The following is an 18,169-nucleotide window of genomic DNA, read 5'->3' as shown; positions in this document are numbered from 1 at the left end:
GTCGCTGTGTCGCCGTGCGCTGTTATCGGTCGGGCAGCACGTGCGCTGTTCCCTGCCGGGGCAGCACCTGCGCTGTTCCCTGCCGGGGCAGCACGTGCGCTGTTCCCCGGGCGGTGGCACCCGTGTGCCGTTCCCGGGTGGGTGGCAGCACGCGCGCGCCGTCCCCGGTCCACAACAGGCGACGCACCCCTTCTATTCCGTGGCGCGCCTTCACGGACCCGCAGTCACACCTGGACGATCGGCTCCCGGGTGAACAGCGCGCCCAGCTCCGGTGCGTTCACCCGGCGGTCGGCCAGGCGCAGGCACTCCCAGGCGGTGACCTGGTTGGCGGTGAGGACCGGCTTGCCCAGCTCCTTCTCCAGGGCGGGGATGTGGGCGATCGTGTGCAGGGCGGTGTCCGGCAGGAGCACCGCGTCGGCGTCGGGGGTGTCGGCCGCGCGGGCCAGGGCGAACAGCTCCGTCTCGCCCCAGGTGCCGACCTCGGCGGCGGTGATGATCCCGGAGCTGCGCACCCCGGTGACCTCGGCCCCGCCGGCCCGCAGGAAGTCGGCGAAGAGGACCGCCACGTCGTCCGGGTAGGTGGCGCCGACGGCGACCCGCCGGGCGTCGATCTCCCGCAGCGCGTGCACGAAGGCGAAGGACGTGGAGGAGGCGGGCATGCCGGCCGCCATGGCGAGGCTGCGCACCTGCTCGTGGGCGCCGTCCCAGCCGTGCACGAAGCTGCCGCTGGTGCAGGCCCACACCACCGCCTCGGCGCCGGACAGGCGCAGCTGCTGGAGTCCCGCCGCCAGCCGTTCGGGCGCGCCCATCTGCACCAGGGCGTCCACCCGGTGGGCGTCCTCGCCGATGTCGGTGTGCACCAGGTCCACCCGGACGTCGCTGCCCAGCAACTGCTCGATACGCGGATAGTCGTCCTCTGCGGAGTGGCCCGGGTAGAGGAATCCCAGTGCGGTCATGTCCAGCCTTCCTGCTGCTTCTCTTCCGGCACGTCCGGCAGTACGGAACCGGCCGCCCGGCCCGGCAGTACCGATCCGGACGTCTCGTCCGGCAGTACGGAGCCCGATGTCTGGCCCGGCAGTACGGTCCCGGAGCGCGCGGACACGTCGATCAGCGCCTGATACGGTCCCACCGCCCGTGTACCCAATCGGCGCAGCGCCGCCCACACGGTCACCTGGTTGGCCGAGATGACCGGTATGCGCAGCTCCGCCTCCAGCTGGGGGATGACGTCGTAGGTCGGGAGGTTGGTGCAGGACAGGAACAGCGCGTCCGCCGCGCCGAGCCGTCCGCGCACCGCCGCCCGCCGGGCCATGTCCACCACCTCCCGGTAGGTGACCTTCCAGATGTGCCGGGTCAGGCCCATGTAGGCGCAGCCGGTGACGGTGACGCCGGCCCGGGCCACGTAGTGCTCCAGCGCCCGGGTGACCGAGACGGTGTAGGGGGTGACCAGGGCGACCCGGCGTACGTCCAGTTCCACCAGGGCCTCCAGCAGCGCGCCGGAGGTGGTGATCGCCGGGACCGCGCCGGCCCGGCTCATCGCCTCGCACATCGCCCGTTCGCCGAGGATCCCGCCGACGAAGCTGCCCGAGGTGCAGGCGTAGGCGACGACCTCGGGCGTGACCGCGGTGAGCGTGCGCACGGCGTCGCCGAGCGTCTCGTGCTCGCTGACCAGCCGGGCGAGGTCGAGGCTCACCTCGACCGGCACGTACGGCGTGCGGGTGAGGTGCAGGGAGACCTCGTCCGGGATCCAGCGCCACAGCTCGCGGTCCAGCGCGAAGTCGAAGGGGGCGACGATACCGACACCGCGCTGCGGGCCGGGGCCGCCGAGAAAGGAGACGTCCATGTCAGCACCGGCCTCACGCTGGGAGACGAGCACACAACGGATCGCGGGAACGCCCGTGTTGACGACGGTAGGTTCGGGTGCGAGCGTGGTCAATCCGCGCATCTCAGACTTCTGCCATTGGTTTGCGACGACCCGGCCGGGCCGGAGAAACGGCGGCTCATGACCACGCCCACGCTGCTCGTCCTCGACGCCGATCCGCTCCCCCGCCTCGGCAGGCTCACCGGCCGGGTCAGGGTCGAGCACGCCGACGCCTCGACGCTTGCCGAGCGGCTGCCGTCCGCGGACGTGCTGCTGGTGTGGGACTTCACCTCGCACGCGGTGCGTGAGGCGTGGCCGGGCGAGGGGCCCCGGCCGCGCTGGGTGCACACGGCGAGCGCGGGCGTGGACCATCTGCTCTGTCCGGAACTCGCCGCCTCCGACACCGTCGTCACCAACGCGCGCGGGATCTTCGACGGTCCCATCGCCGAGTACGTCGCCGCCCTCGTCCTCGCCTTCGCCAAGGACCTGCCGCGGACGCTGGACCTCCAGCGGGAGCGGACCTGGCGGCACCGGGAGACGCGCCGGGTCGCCGGGACCCGGGCGGTGGTGGTCGGCTCGGGGCCGATCGGCCGGGCCGTCGCGGGCACGCTCGGGGCGCTCGGGGTGCGGACCGCGCTGGTCGGGCGGGCCGCGCGCTCCGGTGTGCACGGGCCGGAGGACCTGGACCGGCTGCTCGCCCGCGCGGACTGGGTGGTCGCCGCCGCGCCGCTGACCGAGGGGACGCGGGGCATGTTCGACGCCCGCCGGTTCGGGGTGATGCAGCCGTCCGCGCACTTCGTCAACATCGGCCGGGGGCAGCTGGTCGTGGAGGAGGCGCTGGCGCGGGCACTGCGCGGGCGGTGGATCGCGGGCGCGGCGCTGGACGTCTTCGAGACCGAGCCGCTCACCCCGGACAGCCCGCTGTGGGAGCTCCCCGGGCTGGTGGTGTCGCCGCACATGAGCGGGGACACGGTCGGCTGGCGGGACGAACTCGGTGCGCAGTTCGTGGAGTTGTACGAGCGGTGGGTGGCGGGCGAGCCGCTGGCGAACGTGGTCGACAAGCAGCGTGGGTATGTACCCGGTCACTGACGCGTGAAGGAGGCCGGATGTCCGAGCTCACCGACCTGACCGCCGCAGGGCTCCTCGACGGGTACCGCAGCGGCACGATCGGCCCCGTGGAGGCGACCCGCGCGGCGCTGGAGCGGGCGGAGGCGGTCCAGCCGGAGGTGAACGCGTTCGTGCGGCTGTTCGCCGAGGAGGCGCTGGAGCGGGCGGCGGCCTCCGAGGAGCGGTGGCGGCGCGGTGAGCCGTGCGGGCTGCTGGACGGGGTGCCGGTCACGGTGAAGGACATCCTGCTGCTGCGCGGCGCCCCCACGCTGAAGGGGTCGCGGACCGTCGACCCGGCCGGCCGCTGGGACGAGGACGCGCCGTCGGTGGCCCGGCTGCGCGAGCACGGCGCGGTGTTCCTGGGCAAGACGACGACCCCCGAGTTCGGCTGGAAGGGGGTGACGGACTCCCCGCTGAGCGGTGTCACCCGTAATCCGCACGATCCGGCGCGTACGGCGGGCGGGTCCAGCGGGGGTGCGGCGGCGGCCGTGGCGCTGGGCGCGGGTCCGCTGGCGCTGGGCACGGACGGCGGGGGCAGTGTGCGGATCCCGGCGGCGTTCTGCGGGATCTTCGCGCTGAAGCCGACGTACGGGAGGGTGCCGCTGTACCCGGCGAGCGCGTTCGGCACGCTGGCGCACGTCGGTCCGATGACCCGGGACGCGGCGGACGCGGCGCTGCTGATGGACGTGATCGGCGGGCCGGACTCCCGGGACTGGTCGGCGCTCGGCCCGGCGCCCGGCTCGTTCTCGGAGGGGCTGACGGGCGGGGTGCGCGGGCTGCGGGTGGCGTACTCGCCGACGCTGGGCGGGCAGGTGCGGGTGGATCCGCAGGTCGCGGCGGCCGTACGGCGGGCGGTGGAGCGGCTGGCCGGGCTGGGCGCGTACGTGGAGGAGACCGACCCGGATCTCACCGACCCGGTGGAGGCCTTCCACACCCTGTGGTTCACCGGTGCGGCGCGGGTGGTGCAGCACCTCACCCGGGAGCAGCGGGAGCTGCTCGATCCGGGGCTGCGGGAGATCTGCGATGCCGGTGCCCGCCGTTCGGCGCTGGACTACCTGGCGGCGGTGGACGTGCGGATGGACCTGGGCCGCCGGATGGGCCGCTTCCACGACACCTACGATCTGCTGGTCACCCCGACCCTGCCGGTCACGGCGTTCGAGGCGGGGGCGGAGGTGCCGAAGGGGTCGGGTCACCGCCGGTGGACGGGCTGGACGCCGTTCACGTACCCCTTCAACATGACGCAGCAGCCCGCCGCCACGGTGCCGGTCGGCAGCGACGCCGACGGGCTGCCGATCGGTCTCCAGCTGGTGGCCGCCCGGCACGGGGACGCGCTGGTCCTGCGGGCGGCGCACGCGCTGTACGAGGCGGGGGTGGGCCTCACGCCCGCCGGAAGCTGAGGGTCTCCCCGGCGGCTCCGGTGCGCCACAGGTCGTTGCACGCCTCGGCCATGGCGTCCAGGCCCTCCACCACCTGCCCCCAGACGATGCCGGGCACCCAGCCGACGTCGCCGTTGAGCAGCAGGTTGTTGCGCTCGTAGAACAGGGCCAGGTCCACGACGGTGGTGCCGGGGCGGACCTCGCGGTCGTAGCCGTAGGAGGTGGTGCCCAGCTCGGCGCCGGCGAAGGTGAAGTAGCACAGGTCGCCCGGGACGGGGGTGACGGTCGGGTTCTCCAGGGGCGGTTCGGTGTCGGCGAAGGGCGGGAAGAGGGCGTAGATCTCGTTGCGGGCGTACTTGGCGTGGTAGACGTCGCCGGAGAGCGGGAGGGATTTCCAGACGGCTTCGCAGGTGATCGGCGCCCGGTCGTCGAGGAGTCGGGCCGTGCAGCCGACTGCGCGCTTGACCAGGGAGATCTCGAGGTATCGGTCTGCCATGCCCCCCATGGTCCCGCGCCGGTCAAGACCGCCCGACCGCCGAACGGGGCCGAAACTGGCCGGAATAACTCGCATGGCTTCGGGTAGCCGCGCCGCCATGGCTCCACCACACAGAACCCCTCCATGGGGCATATCCGACCGAAGGTTCCGTCCCGCCGGGCCCACTCGCCGGTCGCTGCTCGCGGGGGTCGCGGCGCTCGGCGCGCTGGGGGCCGCCGGCTGCTCGCGGGTGGCCACCGCGTCCGACGTGGAAGGCGGCGACCTCCTCGAACGGCTCCGGGCGCAGGGCGTGGCCCGGCTGGGCATCGCGGGCGAGATCCCCTTCGGCTACATCGACAAGAACGGTGAGCTCACCGGCGAGGCGCCGGAGCTGGCGAAGGTCATCTTCAAACGGCTCGGGGTGGACCGGGTGCAGCCGGTGCCGACGGAGTTCGGCTCCCTCATCCCCGGTCTGGCCTCGCAGCAGTTCGACGTGGTGGCGGCCGGGATGTACATCAACCCCGACCGCTGCCAGCAGGTCATCTTCTCCGACCCCGACTACCAGATGCTCGACGCGTTCATCGTGCGCAAGGGCAACCCGCTCGGGCTGCACGACTACACGGACGTCGTGGAGAAGAAGGCCAAGTTCGCGACCGGTACCGGCTACGCCGAGATCGCCTACGCGGTGGAGGCCGGGTACAAGGAGAGCGACATCCTGATCGTTCCCGACCAGGTGGCCGGCCTGAACGCCGTCGAGGCCGGGCGCGTGGACGTCTTCGCGGGGACGGCGCTGACGGTGCGTGAGGTGGTCAAGAAGTCCGCCGGGACCGAGGCGACGGAGGCGTTCCAGCCGATCGTCGACGGTGAACCGCACACCGACGGCGGCGGTTTCGCCTTCCGCCCCAACGAGACGAACCTGCGGGACGCCTTCAACGTCGAGCTGCGGAAGCTCAAGAAGAGCGGCGAACTGCTGCGCATCCTCAAGCCCTTCGGGTTCACCGAGGACGAGATGACCGATCTGACCGCGAAGGAGTTGTGCGGCGGATGACATCCGGACTGTGGGAACTCGTACTCGAAGGCGTCTGGGTCACCCTCCAGCTGCTCGTCCACAGCTCGCTGCTGGCGACGGCCGTCTCCTTCGTGATCGGCGTCGCGCGCACCCACCGGCTGTGGATCGTCCGCTTCCTCGCGGGCTTCTACACCGAGGTGTTCCGCGGCACCTCCGCGCTGGTGATGATCTTCTGGGTGTTCTTCGTGCTGCCGCCGGCCTTCGGCTGGCAGCTGGTGCCGATGTGGGCGGGCACGCTGGCGCTCGGTCTCACCTACGGGGCGTACGGCTCCGAGATCGTGCGCGGCGCGCTGGCCGCGGTCGACCCGGCGCAGAAGGAGGGCGGCATCGCGCTGAGCTTCACGCCCTGGCAGCGGATGCGGCTGATCCTGCTGCCGCAGGCGGTGCCGGAGATGATCCCGCCCTTCTCCAACCTGCTGATCGAGCTGCTCAAGGGCACCGCGCTGGTGTCGATCATGGGCATGGGCGATCTGGCGTTCAGCGGCAACCTGGTGCGGCTGGCGTTGCAGGAGAGCGCGGAGATCTACACGTACATCCTGCTGATCTACTTCGTGATCGCGTTCCTGCTGACGCGGGTGATGCGCGGGCTGGAGAAGACGCTGAAGGCGGGCATGGGGAAGGCACCGGTGCCGAGCCCGGACACGGAGCTGAAGCGGCCTGAGACGAGCAATGTGGGGGGTGCCGCCTGATGGAGTGGGACTGGAGCGCGGTCTCCGACTTCATGCCGCACTTCTGGGACGGTCTGCTGGTCACCCTGCAGATCCTCGTCCTGGGGTCGCTGGTGTCCTTCGCCCTCGGTCTGGTGTGGGCGCTGCTGATGCGGGTGCCGTCCCGCTGGGTGACCTGGCCGGTCGGGGTGGTCACCGAGTTCGTCCGCAACACCCCGCTGCTGGTGCAGCTGTTCTTCCTCTTCTACGTGCTGCCCGAGTGGGACATCACCTTCTCGGCGCTCACCACCGGTGTGGCCGCGATCGGTCTGCACTACTCGACGTACACGATGCAGGTCTACCGGGCCGGTATCGAGGCGGTGCCGGTCGGCCAGTGGGAGGCCGCCACGGCGCTGAACCTGCCGGTGAGGCGGACGTGGACGGCCGTGATCCTGCCGCAGGCGGTCCGCCGCGTGGTCCCCGCCCTCGGCAACTACGTGATCTCCATGCTGAAGGACACGCCGCTGCTGATGGCGATCACGGTGCTGGAGATGCTCGGCGAGGCACGGCTGTTCTCGCAGCAGAACTTCCAGTTCACCGAACCCCTGACGGTGATCGGCGTGGCCTTCATCGTCATCTCCTACCTGGCCTCCCTTGCCCTGCGAGCCCTGGAGCGACGCCTTGCCCACTGACACTCTCCCCAATCCCGAGAAGAGCCCCGAGCGCAGCTCCGGCGAGCTGATACGCCTGGAGCAGGTCACCAAGAGGTTCGGTGAGAACACCGTCCTCGACCACCTCGACTTCTCCGTCGACGCCGGCAAGCACGTCACCCTGATCGGCCCGTCCGGTTCGGGCAAGACGACGATCCTGCGGCTGCTGATGACGCTGCTCAAGCCCGACGAGGGCACGATCACCGTGGACGGGCAGAAGCTGTTCCCGGCGAGCGAGAAGGAGCGGCGGGAGGTGCGCAAGCAGATCGGGATGGTGTTCCAGCAGTTCAACCTGTTCCCGAACATGAGCGTGCTGCGCAACATCACCGAGGCTCCGGTCACCGTGCTCGGCATGTCGAAGGACGAGGCGGTGGAGCGGGCCAAGGGGCTGCTCGACATGGTGGGCCTCGCCGACAAGTGTGACGCCCGCCCCACCCAGCTCTCCGGCGGCCAGCAGCAGCGGGTGGCGATCGCGCGGGCGCTGGCGATGCGGCCCAAGGTGCTCCTCCTCGACGAGGTGACCTCGGCGCTCGACCCGGAGCTGGTCGCGGGCGTCCTCGACCTGCTGCGGGAGATCGCCCGCACCACCGACATCACGATGCTCTGTGTGACGCACGAGATGAACTTCGCCCGGGACATCTCCGACCAGGTGCTGATGTTCGACGCGGGCCGGGTCATCGAGACGGGCCCGCCGGAGAAGATCTTCAACGAGCCGGAGAACGACCGGACCCGGGAGTTCCTCAGCGCGGTCCTGTAGTCACGGGCCGTGCGCGGACAACTCCCGAGGTCCGGGCTCTGGGTCATCCCTCTGGCATATGCCAGGGGGTCGGCGCCGCAGTTGGGAGGGCCGCGATCTCGTCAACACCCGCTTCCCCCAAGCCGTTTGACGGCTATCGTGGAGGGGATTGGCTGACCGGATTGCGGCCCCAGGACTTTCCAGCGAGCGCAGGGGGAAACCGTGGCGCTGAGGCACGAGCCGACCGCGTCGTACCACTCGGTCCAGGACGCCCTGCGCGTCCTGGAGACGGTGGCACGGCGGGGCACCGGAATCACCGACACCGAACTGGCCCACGAGACCGGCCTCCCCGCCGAGCGGCTGACCACGCTCCTGCGGATGCTGCGCCGCGAGGCCTACGTCGAGCAGATCGCCGACGGCGCGTACGTCACCGGGGCGGCCTTCGCCCGGCTCGGCTCCGCCGAGGGACACGGGCAGGCGCTGCGCGACCAGCTCCAGCACACCCTGGACCGGCTCCGCGACTCGGTGGGCGCGGCCGTCTACATCACCCGGTACGTCGACGGCGAGGTGGAGGTCACCCAGTACGCCGACGGCCCGGCCACCCCGAAGGTCAACGAGTGGGTGGACTTCCGCTCCTCGGCGCACGCCACCGCGATGGGCAAGAGCCTGCTCACCCAGCTCGACCACGACGGCCGCCGCGACCACCTCGCCCGGCACCGGATGGCCCGCCTCACCTCGCGCACCATCACCAGCGACCGGCTGCTGCTGTCCCGGCTGGCGTCGCAGCCGCCCACGGTGCCCGTCCTGGACCTCCAGGAGTACGCGGTGGGCACGGTCTGCGCGGCCGTCCCGATCACGGCGGGCTCCTCGGTGGGCTGTCTGGCGCTGTCCCTCCCGATCGAGCACGCCCACCGGCTGCGCCAGGCCGCCGACACCCTCAACCGCAACGCGGCGCCGGTGCTGCTGTCGCTGACGATCTAGGAGCGCCCCTGCGGGGTGATGTCCGTGGTCGAAGCACCCTCCGGGACCGGGTACTATTTTTCTGTCGCCGCCCGCGGAAAGCGGACGGCGGGAGTCATGCGCCGCTAGCTCAGTTGGTTAGAGCAGCTGACTCTTAATCAGCGGGTCCGGGGTTCGAGTCCCTGGCGGCGCACCTGGAAGGGCCTCTCGTGGGAGCGAGAGGCCCTTTGACGTGCTCGAACCGGTCGTGAGCCGGTCAGAACGTGACGTCGGAGCAGGCGTAGAACGCGTTGCCCGTGTCATGCACCGTCCACACCGCGAGGATCACGTGGTGGCCGCTGAGCCCGGACGGCAGCCGGCCGCTGTGCGACAGGGTCTGCGGCGGACGCTGACCGTTGTAGGGCACCGTGAGGAACGGCGTGAGGTTGAGGTCGGACCGGGACAGGTTGTGGTTCTGGTTCCAGCCCGGCCTGGTGACGTAGTACTTGAAGTCGGTCGTGGCGTGCATGGCCGTGAACTGCCACCGGAAGGTGTAGTTCTGGCCGCCCGACACGCGGGTGGTGGGCCAGGCCCCGCCCGACGGGGTGCGCGGGCTGTCGAGCTGGCCGAACCGTCCGTTGCCGGCCGAGCAGAGCCGGCCGTCGGCGGGACCGGAGGCGGGGAAGCCCTTCGGGCCCTCGACACTCTGCGGCTCCCACTGGATGGATCCGCAGTTGGTGACCGTGCCGTTCTGGCAGAGCTTCTGCCTGCTGATCGGCAGATCGGTGTAGCCGTGGCCGCTGGCACCACCGGAGGAGAACGCGAGCGCTCCGGTCGTGGCCAGTCCCACCGCGGCTGCGTACAGCTTGGTCCGTGTGCGCATGCTGGCGCTCCTGGAGAACGTGGGGGAGTTTCACTGAGCCGTGCGACTAGGTCTAGACCAAGTTCAGATTATGGGCGCCGATTGAACATGTCCATACCAATCGCAGCGCCGATTCCCCACCGGGCCCCTGCGGGCGCCGGCCGGCCCCCGACGCAAGGCCCGCCCTCCTCGCACCCCGCCGTTCAAGGACCCCACTGCCCGCCACCCCCAGCCGCCCCCGGTCATCACGCCCCACATCACCACCGCCGACTGCCCGCAACCGCAGGACGCCGCCCCGCCACACCCCACCCCCCACGGCGACGGCCCACTGCCCACCCTCCCGGCACCCCCAGCCAACCCCGGTCATTACGCCCCACATCACCGCCCCCGACTGCCCACAGCCGCAGGGCACCGCCCCGCCACGGCCCACCCCCCACGGCGGGAGCATCACGAGTCGCGCCGACCGGCCGTTCCGCCAAGCGGAGCAACAGACGGGCCCACCCCGGCGGACTCCTCCACGGGCCCCACGGCGGCCGGACGCCCACCGCCGTCCCGGTCCCCCGGGGCGGATCCACCGGGGGCGGTACCACCCCCGGTGTTCACGCCGTCCGTCGATGCCGCGTACGTACCGTGTCCACCCGCGTACCACTCGTCGGTGTGCCCCCGTCCCGCGGCGGTCGCGGTGCGTGCCCGCCGTGGCGGGGCGCGGGCGTGCCGTCGGCGTACAGCCCGTGCCCGCCGTCGCGGGGCGCGAGCCTGCCGCCGGCGTACAGCACACGCCACCACGGCCGACCGGGTCGTGCGTGGCCGCGGGGCGGCTCCCGGCCGCTCACGGCCCCGTCTCCCCCCGGCCCGCGCAGAACGCCACCGTCAGGTCCTTCACCAGGGCCGTGCGTTCGTAGTCGTCCAGGTCCACCAGGCCCCGGACCGTCAGCCGGGTCACCGTGTCCTCCACCGAATCCACGACCGAGCTGAGCACGCTCGCCCGGTGCTGGGCGTCCAGCGCGGCGAGCCGGCGGCGGTGCATCGCGGGGGCCACCTCGGGCACGTACTCCACCCCCACCGGCCGCACCGCGAACACCTCGACCCCGACCGGCCCGGCGTCCGCCGCCACCAGCCGGGTCAGCGCGTCCTGCGCCGCCTCCACCTCGGCCCGCCCGGCCCCCGGCGCCGCCATCGGGACCCGGGGCAGTGCCGCCTCCACGCACTCGCGGAGGTACCGCTCGTGGTCCTCGACGCCCAGCGTGGCCCGCGCGGTGTCCCGCACCCGCCACACCACCAGCACCGCCACCCGCAGCGCGACCCCGCCCCGGTCGGCCGCCGGCATCGGCTCACCGCGCCAGTGCCGCAGCCGTACGTCGACCCGGCGGCGCAGCAGCAGCGGGTTGACCCACATCAGTCCCGTGCGCCGCACGGTCCCCCGGTAACGGCCGAACAGGCCGAGCACCCAGGCCCGCCCGGTCCTCCCCCGGGCCAGCCCGCCGAACCCGAACAACCCGAGCGTCCCGGCGCCCGCGAACGCCGCCCACTGCGCGGGTCCGAGCCTCGCCTCGGCGGCAAACGGCGGCAGCACGCCCGCCCACCACGCGGCGGCCACGCACCCCGCCGCCCCGCACAGCCCGCCGAGCACCCCCACGGCACCGGGCAGCACCCGGGCCGGCCGCTCCACCAGCTCAGGGTCGACGACCGCGGGCCGCAGCCCCGCCGGCACGGGGGCGGGGTCGTCCCGATGGCCCTGCTCACCGCTCTCGCCGCGACCAGAGCGCTCCCCGCGATCGTCGCGGAACAGCAGGTGGACGGGGATCTCCGTGGTGGACTCGGTGTGGATGAGCCGGACCGGGCGGGGGGCCGCCGGACCGTCCGGCGGTGCCCCGGGACCGGGAACCGGCTCGGGAACGTGCTCGGGGATGTGGGACGTCGTCGTGGTCATGCGTGTCTGCCTCCAGCCTCCGCGCCAGATGCGTCACATCGAAGGGGACCCGGCCGCCAGGGGATGCCTGGGACCGGAAGGACGCGGCCTCACGGCCGGGGGTGCGCCGGTCAGGAGAAGAGCCGCCGCCAGGTCTCCGGCCCCGGACGGCCCGGCACCCCGCGCCCCTCCGCGGAACCGGAAGCTCCGATACGGCCGTCCCGGCGCTCTCCCGACCGGCCGAGCCCCATGACGTACGCGCCGTGCGCCCCGGAGAGCGGCAGCCGGGACGACCGCACGGAGACCCATGCACGATTCCAGGCCACCGACACATCACCCGAACGGCCCATCCGTGACCGTCCGCCGCGCACGGGGACACCGGGCGATCAGGGACACCCGCGCGGGCGCGGGCGCCCGGCCGGACCGGATTCCTCGGACACCGGAGACTCCATGCGACGCCCCTCACACTCCCGGTCGTTTCCTCCACGGCTGTGCACGACGGTCAGTCTCGCAACCGTCCGCCGCCCTCGCATGTTGACGGTCCGAATGACGTAAACGCCCGGTGACCCGGCCGTTCCCCCGCGCGTACCGCCGACCGGGGTGGTCCGGGGCACCCCGCGGGGTCCTGTAGAGTTACGCCGTCAGCGCGCGCCGCTAGCTCAGTTGGTTAGAGCAGCTGACTCTTAATCAGCGGGTCCGGGGTTCGAGTCCCTGGCGGCGCACCGACAGACGGGCCCCTCGTGCAGACGGGGGGCCCGTCGGTTTTGGCCGGAACCCCTCTGGCGCCCGTTGAGCGGAACCCTCCCGCCCCACGTATGGAACGGTGGCCCACCGGCCTCCACCAGACGTCACAATGGTCGCGTATGCCCGGTGTACACCGTGTTTCGCATCTTGCGATCATGATGAACACCGTAGACCCTGGTCTCTTCAAGAAGCTGCGGGTTCGCGGCAGTTGGGGGGCAAGGGACCGGTTGCCGACCGGGCGGGGCGAACAGACCCGCTCAGGGAGGCGATGCCGAGGGGGGCATCATGCAACCGGAAGAGCGCTGACACCGTGTCTATATGGTGTGGGTGACGTGGTGACAGCGGTGAACCACTGACACGCCCGTGAAGGTCGAGGGGGACCGAAGCGGACGTAAGGAAGCGACAAAACACGTGCGAGCGCGCGTGTGGGGGGATGACTCATGACGTCGACGCCGACGGGCGCCCGGAAGGACAACGACCCGTCTGAGACCACCCAGCTCAGGGTGCCTGCCCACCGGACAGGAAACACGGGCACGTTCCGCCGGATCAAGAAGACGCTGCCGAGATACGACTACGAGCACTACAGTCGGCTCGCGGGTCCCCTCACCCAGCCCGATCCGAACAAGCCGTACAAGGTCCAGTACCGCTCGCTGATCGGCCAGGAGCCGCACCGCATCCGCATCGCGATGATGCTCATCGCGGCCCCCGTGCTGTCGCTGGTGCTGCTGGTGTGGCTGCTCCAGCCCTCGCACTGGACCGAGCGGGACTACGTGGAGTTCGAGTGGCTGCCCGCCCTCGACATCGTCATGCTCGTCTCGATCGGCCTGATCGAGTTCTTCCGCTGCATGAACGTCCTGTCGAACGCGCACGCGACCCTGGTCGCCCGCGACCCGATCCCCGTGGTCCCCGAGACCGGCACCCGCGTGGCCTTCCTCACCTCCTTCGTGCCCGGCAAGGAACCGATCGAGATGGTGACGAAGACCCTGGAGGCGGCGGTCAGGATCCGCCACCGGGGCACCATGCACGTGTGGCTGCTCGACGAGGGCGACGACCCCGAGGTGAAGGAGGTCTGCGCCCGGCTCGGCGTGCACCACTTCTCCCGCAAGGGCGTCGCGAAGTGGAACCAGAAGAAGGGCGCCCACCGCGCCAAGACCAAGCACGGCAACTACAACGCCTGGCTGGACGCGCACGGCGACGACTACGAGTACTTCGCCTCGGTCGACACCGACCACATCCCGCTGCCGAACTACCTGGAGCGGATGCTCGGCTTCTTCCGCGACCCGGACGTCGGCTTCGTCATCGGCCCGCAGGTCTACGGCAACTACGACAACTTCGTCACCAAGGCCGCCGAGTCCCAGCAGTTCCTCTTCCACGCGCTGATCCAGCGCGCCGGCAACCGCTACGGCTCCCCGATGTTCGTGGGCACCTCCAACGCCGTACGCATCAGTGCCCTGAAGCAGATCGGCGGTCTGTACGACTCGATCACCGAGGACATGGCGACCGGCTTCGAGATGCACCGCCACAAGAACCCGGCGACGGGGAAGAAGTGGCGCTCGGTGTACACCCCGGACGTGCTCGCCGTCGGTGAGGGCCCCAACGCCTGGACGGACTTCTTCACCCAGCAGATGCGCTGGTCGCGCGGTACGTACGAGACGATCATCGGGCAGTACTGGAAGGGCTTCTACTCGCTCCCGCCGAGCAAGCTCTTCAACTACACGATGATGATCATCTTCTATCCGATGTCCGCCCTGAACTGGATCCTCGCGGCGATCAGCTGCGCGCTGTTCCTGGGCCTGGGCGCCTCGGGTGTGAACATCGACCCCACCATCTGGCTGATGCTCTACGGCAACGCCTCGGCGCTGCAGATCGGCCTCTACGTCTGGAACCGCCGCCACAACGTCTCGCCGCACGAGCCGGAGGGCTCCGGCGGTGTGGCCGGTATGGTCATGTCCGCGCTGTCGGCCCCGCTCTACGCCAAGGCACTGATCGACTCCGTGCTGCGCAAGAAGAGCAAGTTCGTGGTCACCCCCAAGGGCGACTCGGCCAGCCCGGACACCTGGTTCGGAACCTTCCGGTACCACTGGTACTTCATCCTGATCTTCGTCGGCTCCATCGCCGCGGGCTTCGTCTACGGACACTCGCACCCGGCGATGGTCATCTGGGCGACCTTCGCCCTGCTCATCACCGCCGCGCCGATGTTCGCCTGGCGCCACGGCATGCGGCAGGACCGCAAGAAGCCCGGTGCCCACGCGGGGGGACGCCCGCCGGAGGACGCCGCCGAGGCGCCCCGGACGCAGGAACTGCCGCAGATGCCGCACCAGCCGCACGCCCGGCCGAGCTGGGCCGGCTCGCACGGCGCACCGGGCGGATCAGGGGGCCCCGAAGGGCCGGGAGGGCCCGGGGGCGGCAACCCCGGAAACGACCAGACCATGCAAATCGCCCTTGGTGGACTTGGGGGACGTAAGGAATGACTGACCGTGCAGGCCGCCGCCGCGCCCGTCGGATCGCGATAGGCACGGCGGTGGTACTAGCGCTGGCCGGGATGAACGGGCCGTGGCTGTACCGCTTCGGCACCGAGAAATACCACCAGTACAAGATCAACCAGCCCGAGTACAAAGCCGCGAACGGCAAGTGGGAGATCATCGAGTTTCCCGAGGAGTACCGGCAGAACACCATCCACGCGGCGCTGCTGCGCACCGGCAAGGTGCTGCTCGTCGCGGGCTCGGGCAACGACCAGGACAACTTCGACGCGAAGCAGTACGACACCCGGATCTGGGACCCGGTCAAGGGCAGCATCAAGAAGGTGCCGACGCCCGCCGACCTGTTCTGCACCGGCCACACCCAGCTCGCCAACGGAAACCTGCTGATCGCGGGCGGCACGAAGCGGTACGAGAAGCTCAAGGGTGACGTGAAGAAGGCGGGCGGCCTGATGGTCGTCCACAACGAGAACCCGGACAAGCCGATCACCCTGCCGGCCGGAACGAAGTTCGTCGGCAAGGAGAACGGCAAGACCTTCGTCTCGAAGGACCCGGTGCTCGTCCCGCGCGCGAAGAAGAACTTCGACCCGGAGACCGGCGAGTTCCTCGGCAACACCCCGGGCTACGGCCGTACGTACGTCGAGGCGCAGAAGAACGGCAACAAGTACGCGACCGGCACGCAGGACAACTACACCGTGCAGGGCCTGTCCGGCGAGGACGCGCAGAACACGTACGGCATCGCCGAGAAGCTCGCCCTGGACAAGAAGGACTTCCAGGGCATCGACGACGCCTTCGAGTTCGACCCGATCGCCGAGAAGTACATCAAAGTCGACCCGATGAAGGAGTCCCGCTGGTACCCGACGCTCACCACCCTGAGCGACGGCAAGATCCTCAGCGTCTCCGGCCTCGACGACATCGGCCAGCTGGTCCCGGGCAAGAACGAGGTCTACGACCCGAAGACCAAGAAGTGGGCCTACACCGGCAAGGTCCGCCAGTTCCCCACGTACCCGGCGCTGTTCCTGATGCAGAACGGCAAGATCTTCTACTCGGGTTCCAACGCGGGCTACGGACCGGACGACGTGGGCCGCGACCCGGGCATCTGGGACCTCGACACCTACGACTTCGAAGAGGTCCCCGGCCTCAGCGACCCGGACATGATGGAGACGTCCGGCACGGTGCTGCTGCCGCCCGCGCAGGACGAGAAGTACATGGTGATCGGCGGCGGCGGGGTCGGCGAGTCCAAGCTGGCCAGTGAGAAGACCCGGATCATCGACCTGAAGGCCGACGACCCGAAGTTCGTCGACGGCCCCTCCCTGGACAAGGGCACCCGCTACCCGCAGGCCTCGATCCTGCCCAACGACGACGTGCTGATCTCCGGCGGCTCCGAGGACTACCGCGGCCGCAGCGACTCGAACATCCTTGAGGCGCGGATCTACGACACGGAGAAGAACGAGCTCAGGAAGGTCGCCGACCCGCTGGTGGGCCGCAACTACCACGCCGGTTCCATCCTGTTGCCCGACGGCCGCGTGATGTTCTTCGGCTCCGACTCGCTCTACGCCGACAAGGCCAACACCAAGCCGGGCGAGTTCGAGCAGCGCATCGAGATCTACACCCCGCCGTACCTGTACGGCGACGAGGCGCAGCCCGAGCTGAAGGACGGCCCCGAGTCCATCAAGCGCGGTGGGTCCGGCACGTTCACCTCGAAGGACGCCGCGTCCGTCAAGAGCGTCCGGCTGATCCGGCCGAGCGCCTCGACCCACGTGACCGACGTGGACCAGCGTTCGATCGAGCTGGACTTCAAGACCGACGGCGACAAGATCACCGTGACGGTTCCGAAGAACCGGAACCTGGTCCAGGCGGGCTGGTACATGCTGTTCGTCAACACCGGCGACGGCACGCCCAGCAAGGCCCAGTGGGTGCAGGTCCCTTAACCGCCGCTCCCCACAACGCCCAGGGGGCGCCCTCCGGTTGCGGAGGGCGCCCCCTGTTTTTCCGTAGGAGGGGTGGGTCAGGCGTGGCGGTCAGTTGGCGGCCTCGGCGAGACCGAGGGCGTACTCCTCCCACCACTGGCCGGCCTTGGGCCCGCCCTTGCACTCGCCGTCCGACTCGCCGGGACGCTTCACCCACAGGTACGCGTCGACCAGCGGATCCGCCGTGTCCACGGTCGGCACCTCGCCCAGCGCGCGGCCGGGCGGGTTGCACCAGCGGTCCTTCGGGTCGCCCTCGGCATAGATCCCGTTGCCGTTGCGGCTGGTGTCGATGACGAACGGCTTGTTGCCGACCTTCGCGGAGAGCTGCTTGCCGTAGGCGATGGATTCCTCGGTGGTGTAGAAGTTCGACACGTTCACCGAGAAGCCGTCGGCCCGGTCGATCCCCGCCCGCTTGAGCGGGTCGAAGATCTGGTCCGGGTTGCCCCAGCCGGCGTTGCCCGCGTCCAGGTACACCGTGGTGTTCTTCAGGCCCTTGAGCTTGTCGATGGCGCCGCTGAGCAGGTCGTAGCGCTCCTCGTGGAACTGCTGCGGGGTGCAGCCGTCCACCAGGTGCAGCACCGCGTCGGGTTCGAGGATCACCGTCGCGGGGCGGTCCTCGATGCCCCGGGCCACCGCGTCGACGAAGTCCCGGTACGCGTTGCCGTCGGCGGCGCCGCCCCGTGAGTACTGGTCGCAGTCGCGGTGCGGGATGTTGTAGAGGACCAGCAGCGCGCTGCGGTCGGCCTTCTCGGCGGCCTCGGTGTAACCGCGGGCCTGCTCCTCCGGGTTCTCCGGGCTGATCCACTCGGCGACGGGCTGCTCGGCGATCTTGCGGATCTGCTCCGCCTCCGCCTTCTTGCCGTCCTTCGACAGTTCGGCGGCCTTCTGGACCGACAGGCCCTCGGGGTTGACCCAGAACGGGTCGGTTTCCTTCGGCTGCTGCGTGACGCCGGCGGCCTCCCCCTGGTCGTCTCCGTCACCGTCGCCGGACGAGCACCCCGTGATCAGCAGTGCCGCGCCCAGCACCGCTATCGACGCCCGCCTCCCGGCGAACGCCCCGACCCCCCTGCTGCCGTACATCCAACCCCCCTTGGGTGCACTTGTTCCATGTGTTCCGAGTGTTCCGAGCCTCAATCCTGACATACGTCCCGCGACGCCCACGAGATCGAGTCCGCCTTGTCCGGGACCTGTTACACCCGGCCGGCACGGGAGCCGCGGGCACCCGTGACGGTCGATGGCGGTAACGGTCCGCAATCGGAAGGGGACTTGACGTCAACCGACCCCTAGGCC

The 18,169-nt window shown here is 70.6% G+C and carries 15 protein-coding genes and 2 tRNA genes; 11 read left to right on the top strand and 6 right to left on the bottom strand.

The window, feature by feature from the left end:
* Positions 1–224: 224 nt before the first annotated feature.
* Both ACZ434_RS00780 and ACZ434_RS00775 read right to left on the bottom strand, forming a co-directional pair.
* A complete protein-coding gene (locus ACZ434_RS00780) occupies positions 225–956 on the bottom strand; it encodes a maleate cis-trans isomerase family protein (protein ID WP_468450329.1) in 732 nt (243 codons plus the stop codon).
* Positions 953–1,840 (bottom strand): maleate cis-trans isomerase family protein, encoded by an 888-nt coding sequence (locus ACZ434_RS00775; protein ID WP_468451751.1) that lies wholly within the window; start codon positions 1,838–1,840, stop codon positions 953–955. Before ACZ434_RS00775 ends, ACZ434_RS00780 begins: the two co-directional genes overlap by 4 nt.
* A 159-nt stretch (positions 1,841–1,999) precedes the next feature.
* Between ACZ434_RS00775 and ACZ434_RS00770 the strand changes: the two genes are divergently transcribed.
* A complete protein-coding gene (locus tag ACZ434_RS00770) occupies positions 2,000–2,947 on the top strand; it encodes a D-2-hydroxyacid dehydrogenase (RefSeq protein ID WP_468450327.1) in 948 nt (315 codons plus the stop codon).
* Positions 2,948–2,964: 17 nt separating this feature from the next.
* On the top strand, positions 2,965–4,362 hold the full coding sequence (locus ACZ434_RS00765) for an amidase (protein WP_468450325.1): 1,398 nt from the start codon (positions 2,965–2,967) through the stop codon (positions 4,360–4,362).
* On the opposite strand, the gene ACZ434_RS00760 is transcribed toward ACZ434_RS00765, so the two are convergent.
* Complete coding sequence (locus ACZ434_RS00760) at positions 4,343–4,837, bottom strand: DUF3830 family protein (protein WP_468450323.1); 495 nt, start codon at positions 4,835–4,837, stop codon at positions 4,343–4,345. The two genes, ACZ434_RS00765 and ACZ434_RS00760, sit on opposite strands and share 20 nt — an antisense overlap.
* Before the next feature lie 97 nt (positions 4,838–4,934).
* Here ACZ434_RS00760 and ehuB point away from each other — a divergent pair, with 97 nt between their 5' ends.
* The 6 genes from ehuB to ACZ434_RS00730 all read left to right on the top strand — a co-directional run bounded on the left by ehuB (position 4,935) and on the right by ACZ434_RS00730 (position 9,131).
* Positions 4,935–5,864, top strand: coding sequence for an ectoine/hydroxyectoine ABC transporter substrate-binding protein EhuB (gene ehuB, locus ACZ434_RS00755; RefSeq protein WP_468450321.1), 930 nt, complete (start codon positions 4,935–4,937; stop codon positions 5,862–5,864).
* Positions 5,861–6,574 carry an ectoine/hydroxyectoine ABC transporter permease subunit EhuC gene (ehuC, locus tag ACZ434_RS00750; protein ID WP_468450319.1) on the top strand — a complete coding sequence of 238 codons (714 nt, stop codon included), beginning with the start codon at positions 5,861–5,863 and terminating at the stop codon, positions 6,572–6,574. Before ehuB ends, ehuC begins: the two co-directional genes overlap by 4 nt.
* Positions 6,574–7,224, top strand: coding sequence for an ectoine/hydroxyectoine ABC transporter permease subunit EhuD (gene ehuD / locus ACZ434_RS00745; protein ID WP_468450317.1), 651 nt, complete (start codon positions 6,574–6,576; stop codon positions 7,222–7,224). The genes ehuC and ehuD overlap by 1 nt, the downstream gene beginning before the upstream one ends.
* Positions 7,214–7,999 carry an ectoine/hydroxyectoine ABC transporter ATP-binding protein EhuA gene (gene ehuA, locus ACZ434_RS00740; RefSeq protein ID WP_468450315.1) on the top strand — a complete coding sequence of 262 codons (786 nt, stop codon included), beginning with the start codon at positions 7,214–7,216 and terminating at the stop codon, positions 7,997–7,999. Before ehuD ends, ehuA begins: the two co-directional genes overlap by 11 nt.
* A 201-nt stretch (positions 8,000–8,200) precedes the next feature.
* Positions 8,201–8,959 (top strand): IclR family transcriptional regulator, encoded by a 759-nt coding sequence (locus ACZ434_RS00735; RefSeq protein WP_468450313.1) that lies wholly within the window; start codon positions 8,201–8,203, stop codon positions 8,957–8,959.
* A 98-nt stretch (positions 8,960–9,057) separates the two neighbouring features.
* Positions 9,058–9,131 (top strand) — tRNA-Lys (locus ACZ434_RS00730).
* A 63-nt stretch (positions 9,132–9,194) separates the two neighbouring features.
* Here ACZ434_RS00730 and ACZ434_RS00725 read toward each other — a convergent pair.
* Positions 9,195–9,800 (bottom strand): lytic polysaccharide monooxygenase auxiliary activity family 9 protein, encoded by a 606-nt coding sequence (locus ACZ434_RS00725; protein ID WP_468450311.1) that lies wholly within the window; start codon positions 9,798–9,800, stop codon positions 9,195–9,197.
* Positions 9,801–10,608: 808 nt separating this feature from the next.
* On the bottom strand, positions 10,609–11,709 hold the full coding sequence (locus tag ACZ434_RS00720) for an SPFH domain-containing protein (protein WP_468450309.1): 1,101 nt from the start codon (positions 11,707–11,709) through the stop codon (positions 10,609–10,611).
* A 627-nt stretch (positions 11,710–12,336) separates the two neighbouring features.
* On the opposite strand from ACZ434_RS00720, the gene ACZ434_RS00715 reads away from it, so the two are divergent.
* The 3 genes from ACZ434_RS00715 to glxA all read left to right on the top strand — a co-directional run bounded on the left by ACZ434_RS00715 (position 12,337) and on the right by glxA (position 16,840).
* Positions 12,337–12,410 (top strand) — tRNA-Lys (locus tag ACZ434_RS00715).
* Positions 12,411–12,872: 462 nt separating this feature from the next.
* Entirely contained in the window at positions 12,873–14,903 is a 2,031-nt protein-coding gene (locus ACZ434_RS00710) for a glycosyltransferase family 2 protein (RefSeq protein ID WP_468450307.1), read from the top strand.
* A complete protein-coding gene (glxA, locus tag ACZ434_RS00705; RefSeq protein ID WP_468450305.1) occupies positions 14,900–16,840 on the top strand; it encodes a radical copper oxidase GlxA in 1,941 nt (646 codons plus the stop codon). Before ACZ434_RS00710 ends, glxA begins: the two co-directional genes overlap by 4 nt.
* Before the next feature lie 90 nt (positions 16,841–16,930).
* Here glxA and ACZ434_RS00700 read toward each other — a convergent pair whose 3' ends face one another.
* A complete protein-coding gene (locus ACZ434_RS00700; RefSeq protein WP_468450303.1) occupies positions 16,931–17,959 on the bottom strand; it encodes a glycoside hydrolase family 6 protein in 1,029 nt (342 codons plus the stop codon).
* Positions 17,960–18,169 lie beyond the last annotated feature (210 nt).

The organism is Streptomyces sp. NPDC030893, from assembly GCF_055571535.1.
The sequence above is the reverse complement of the archived record's forward strand: the minus strand, read 5'-3'. Positions and strand labels throughout refer to the sequence as shown.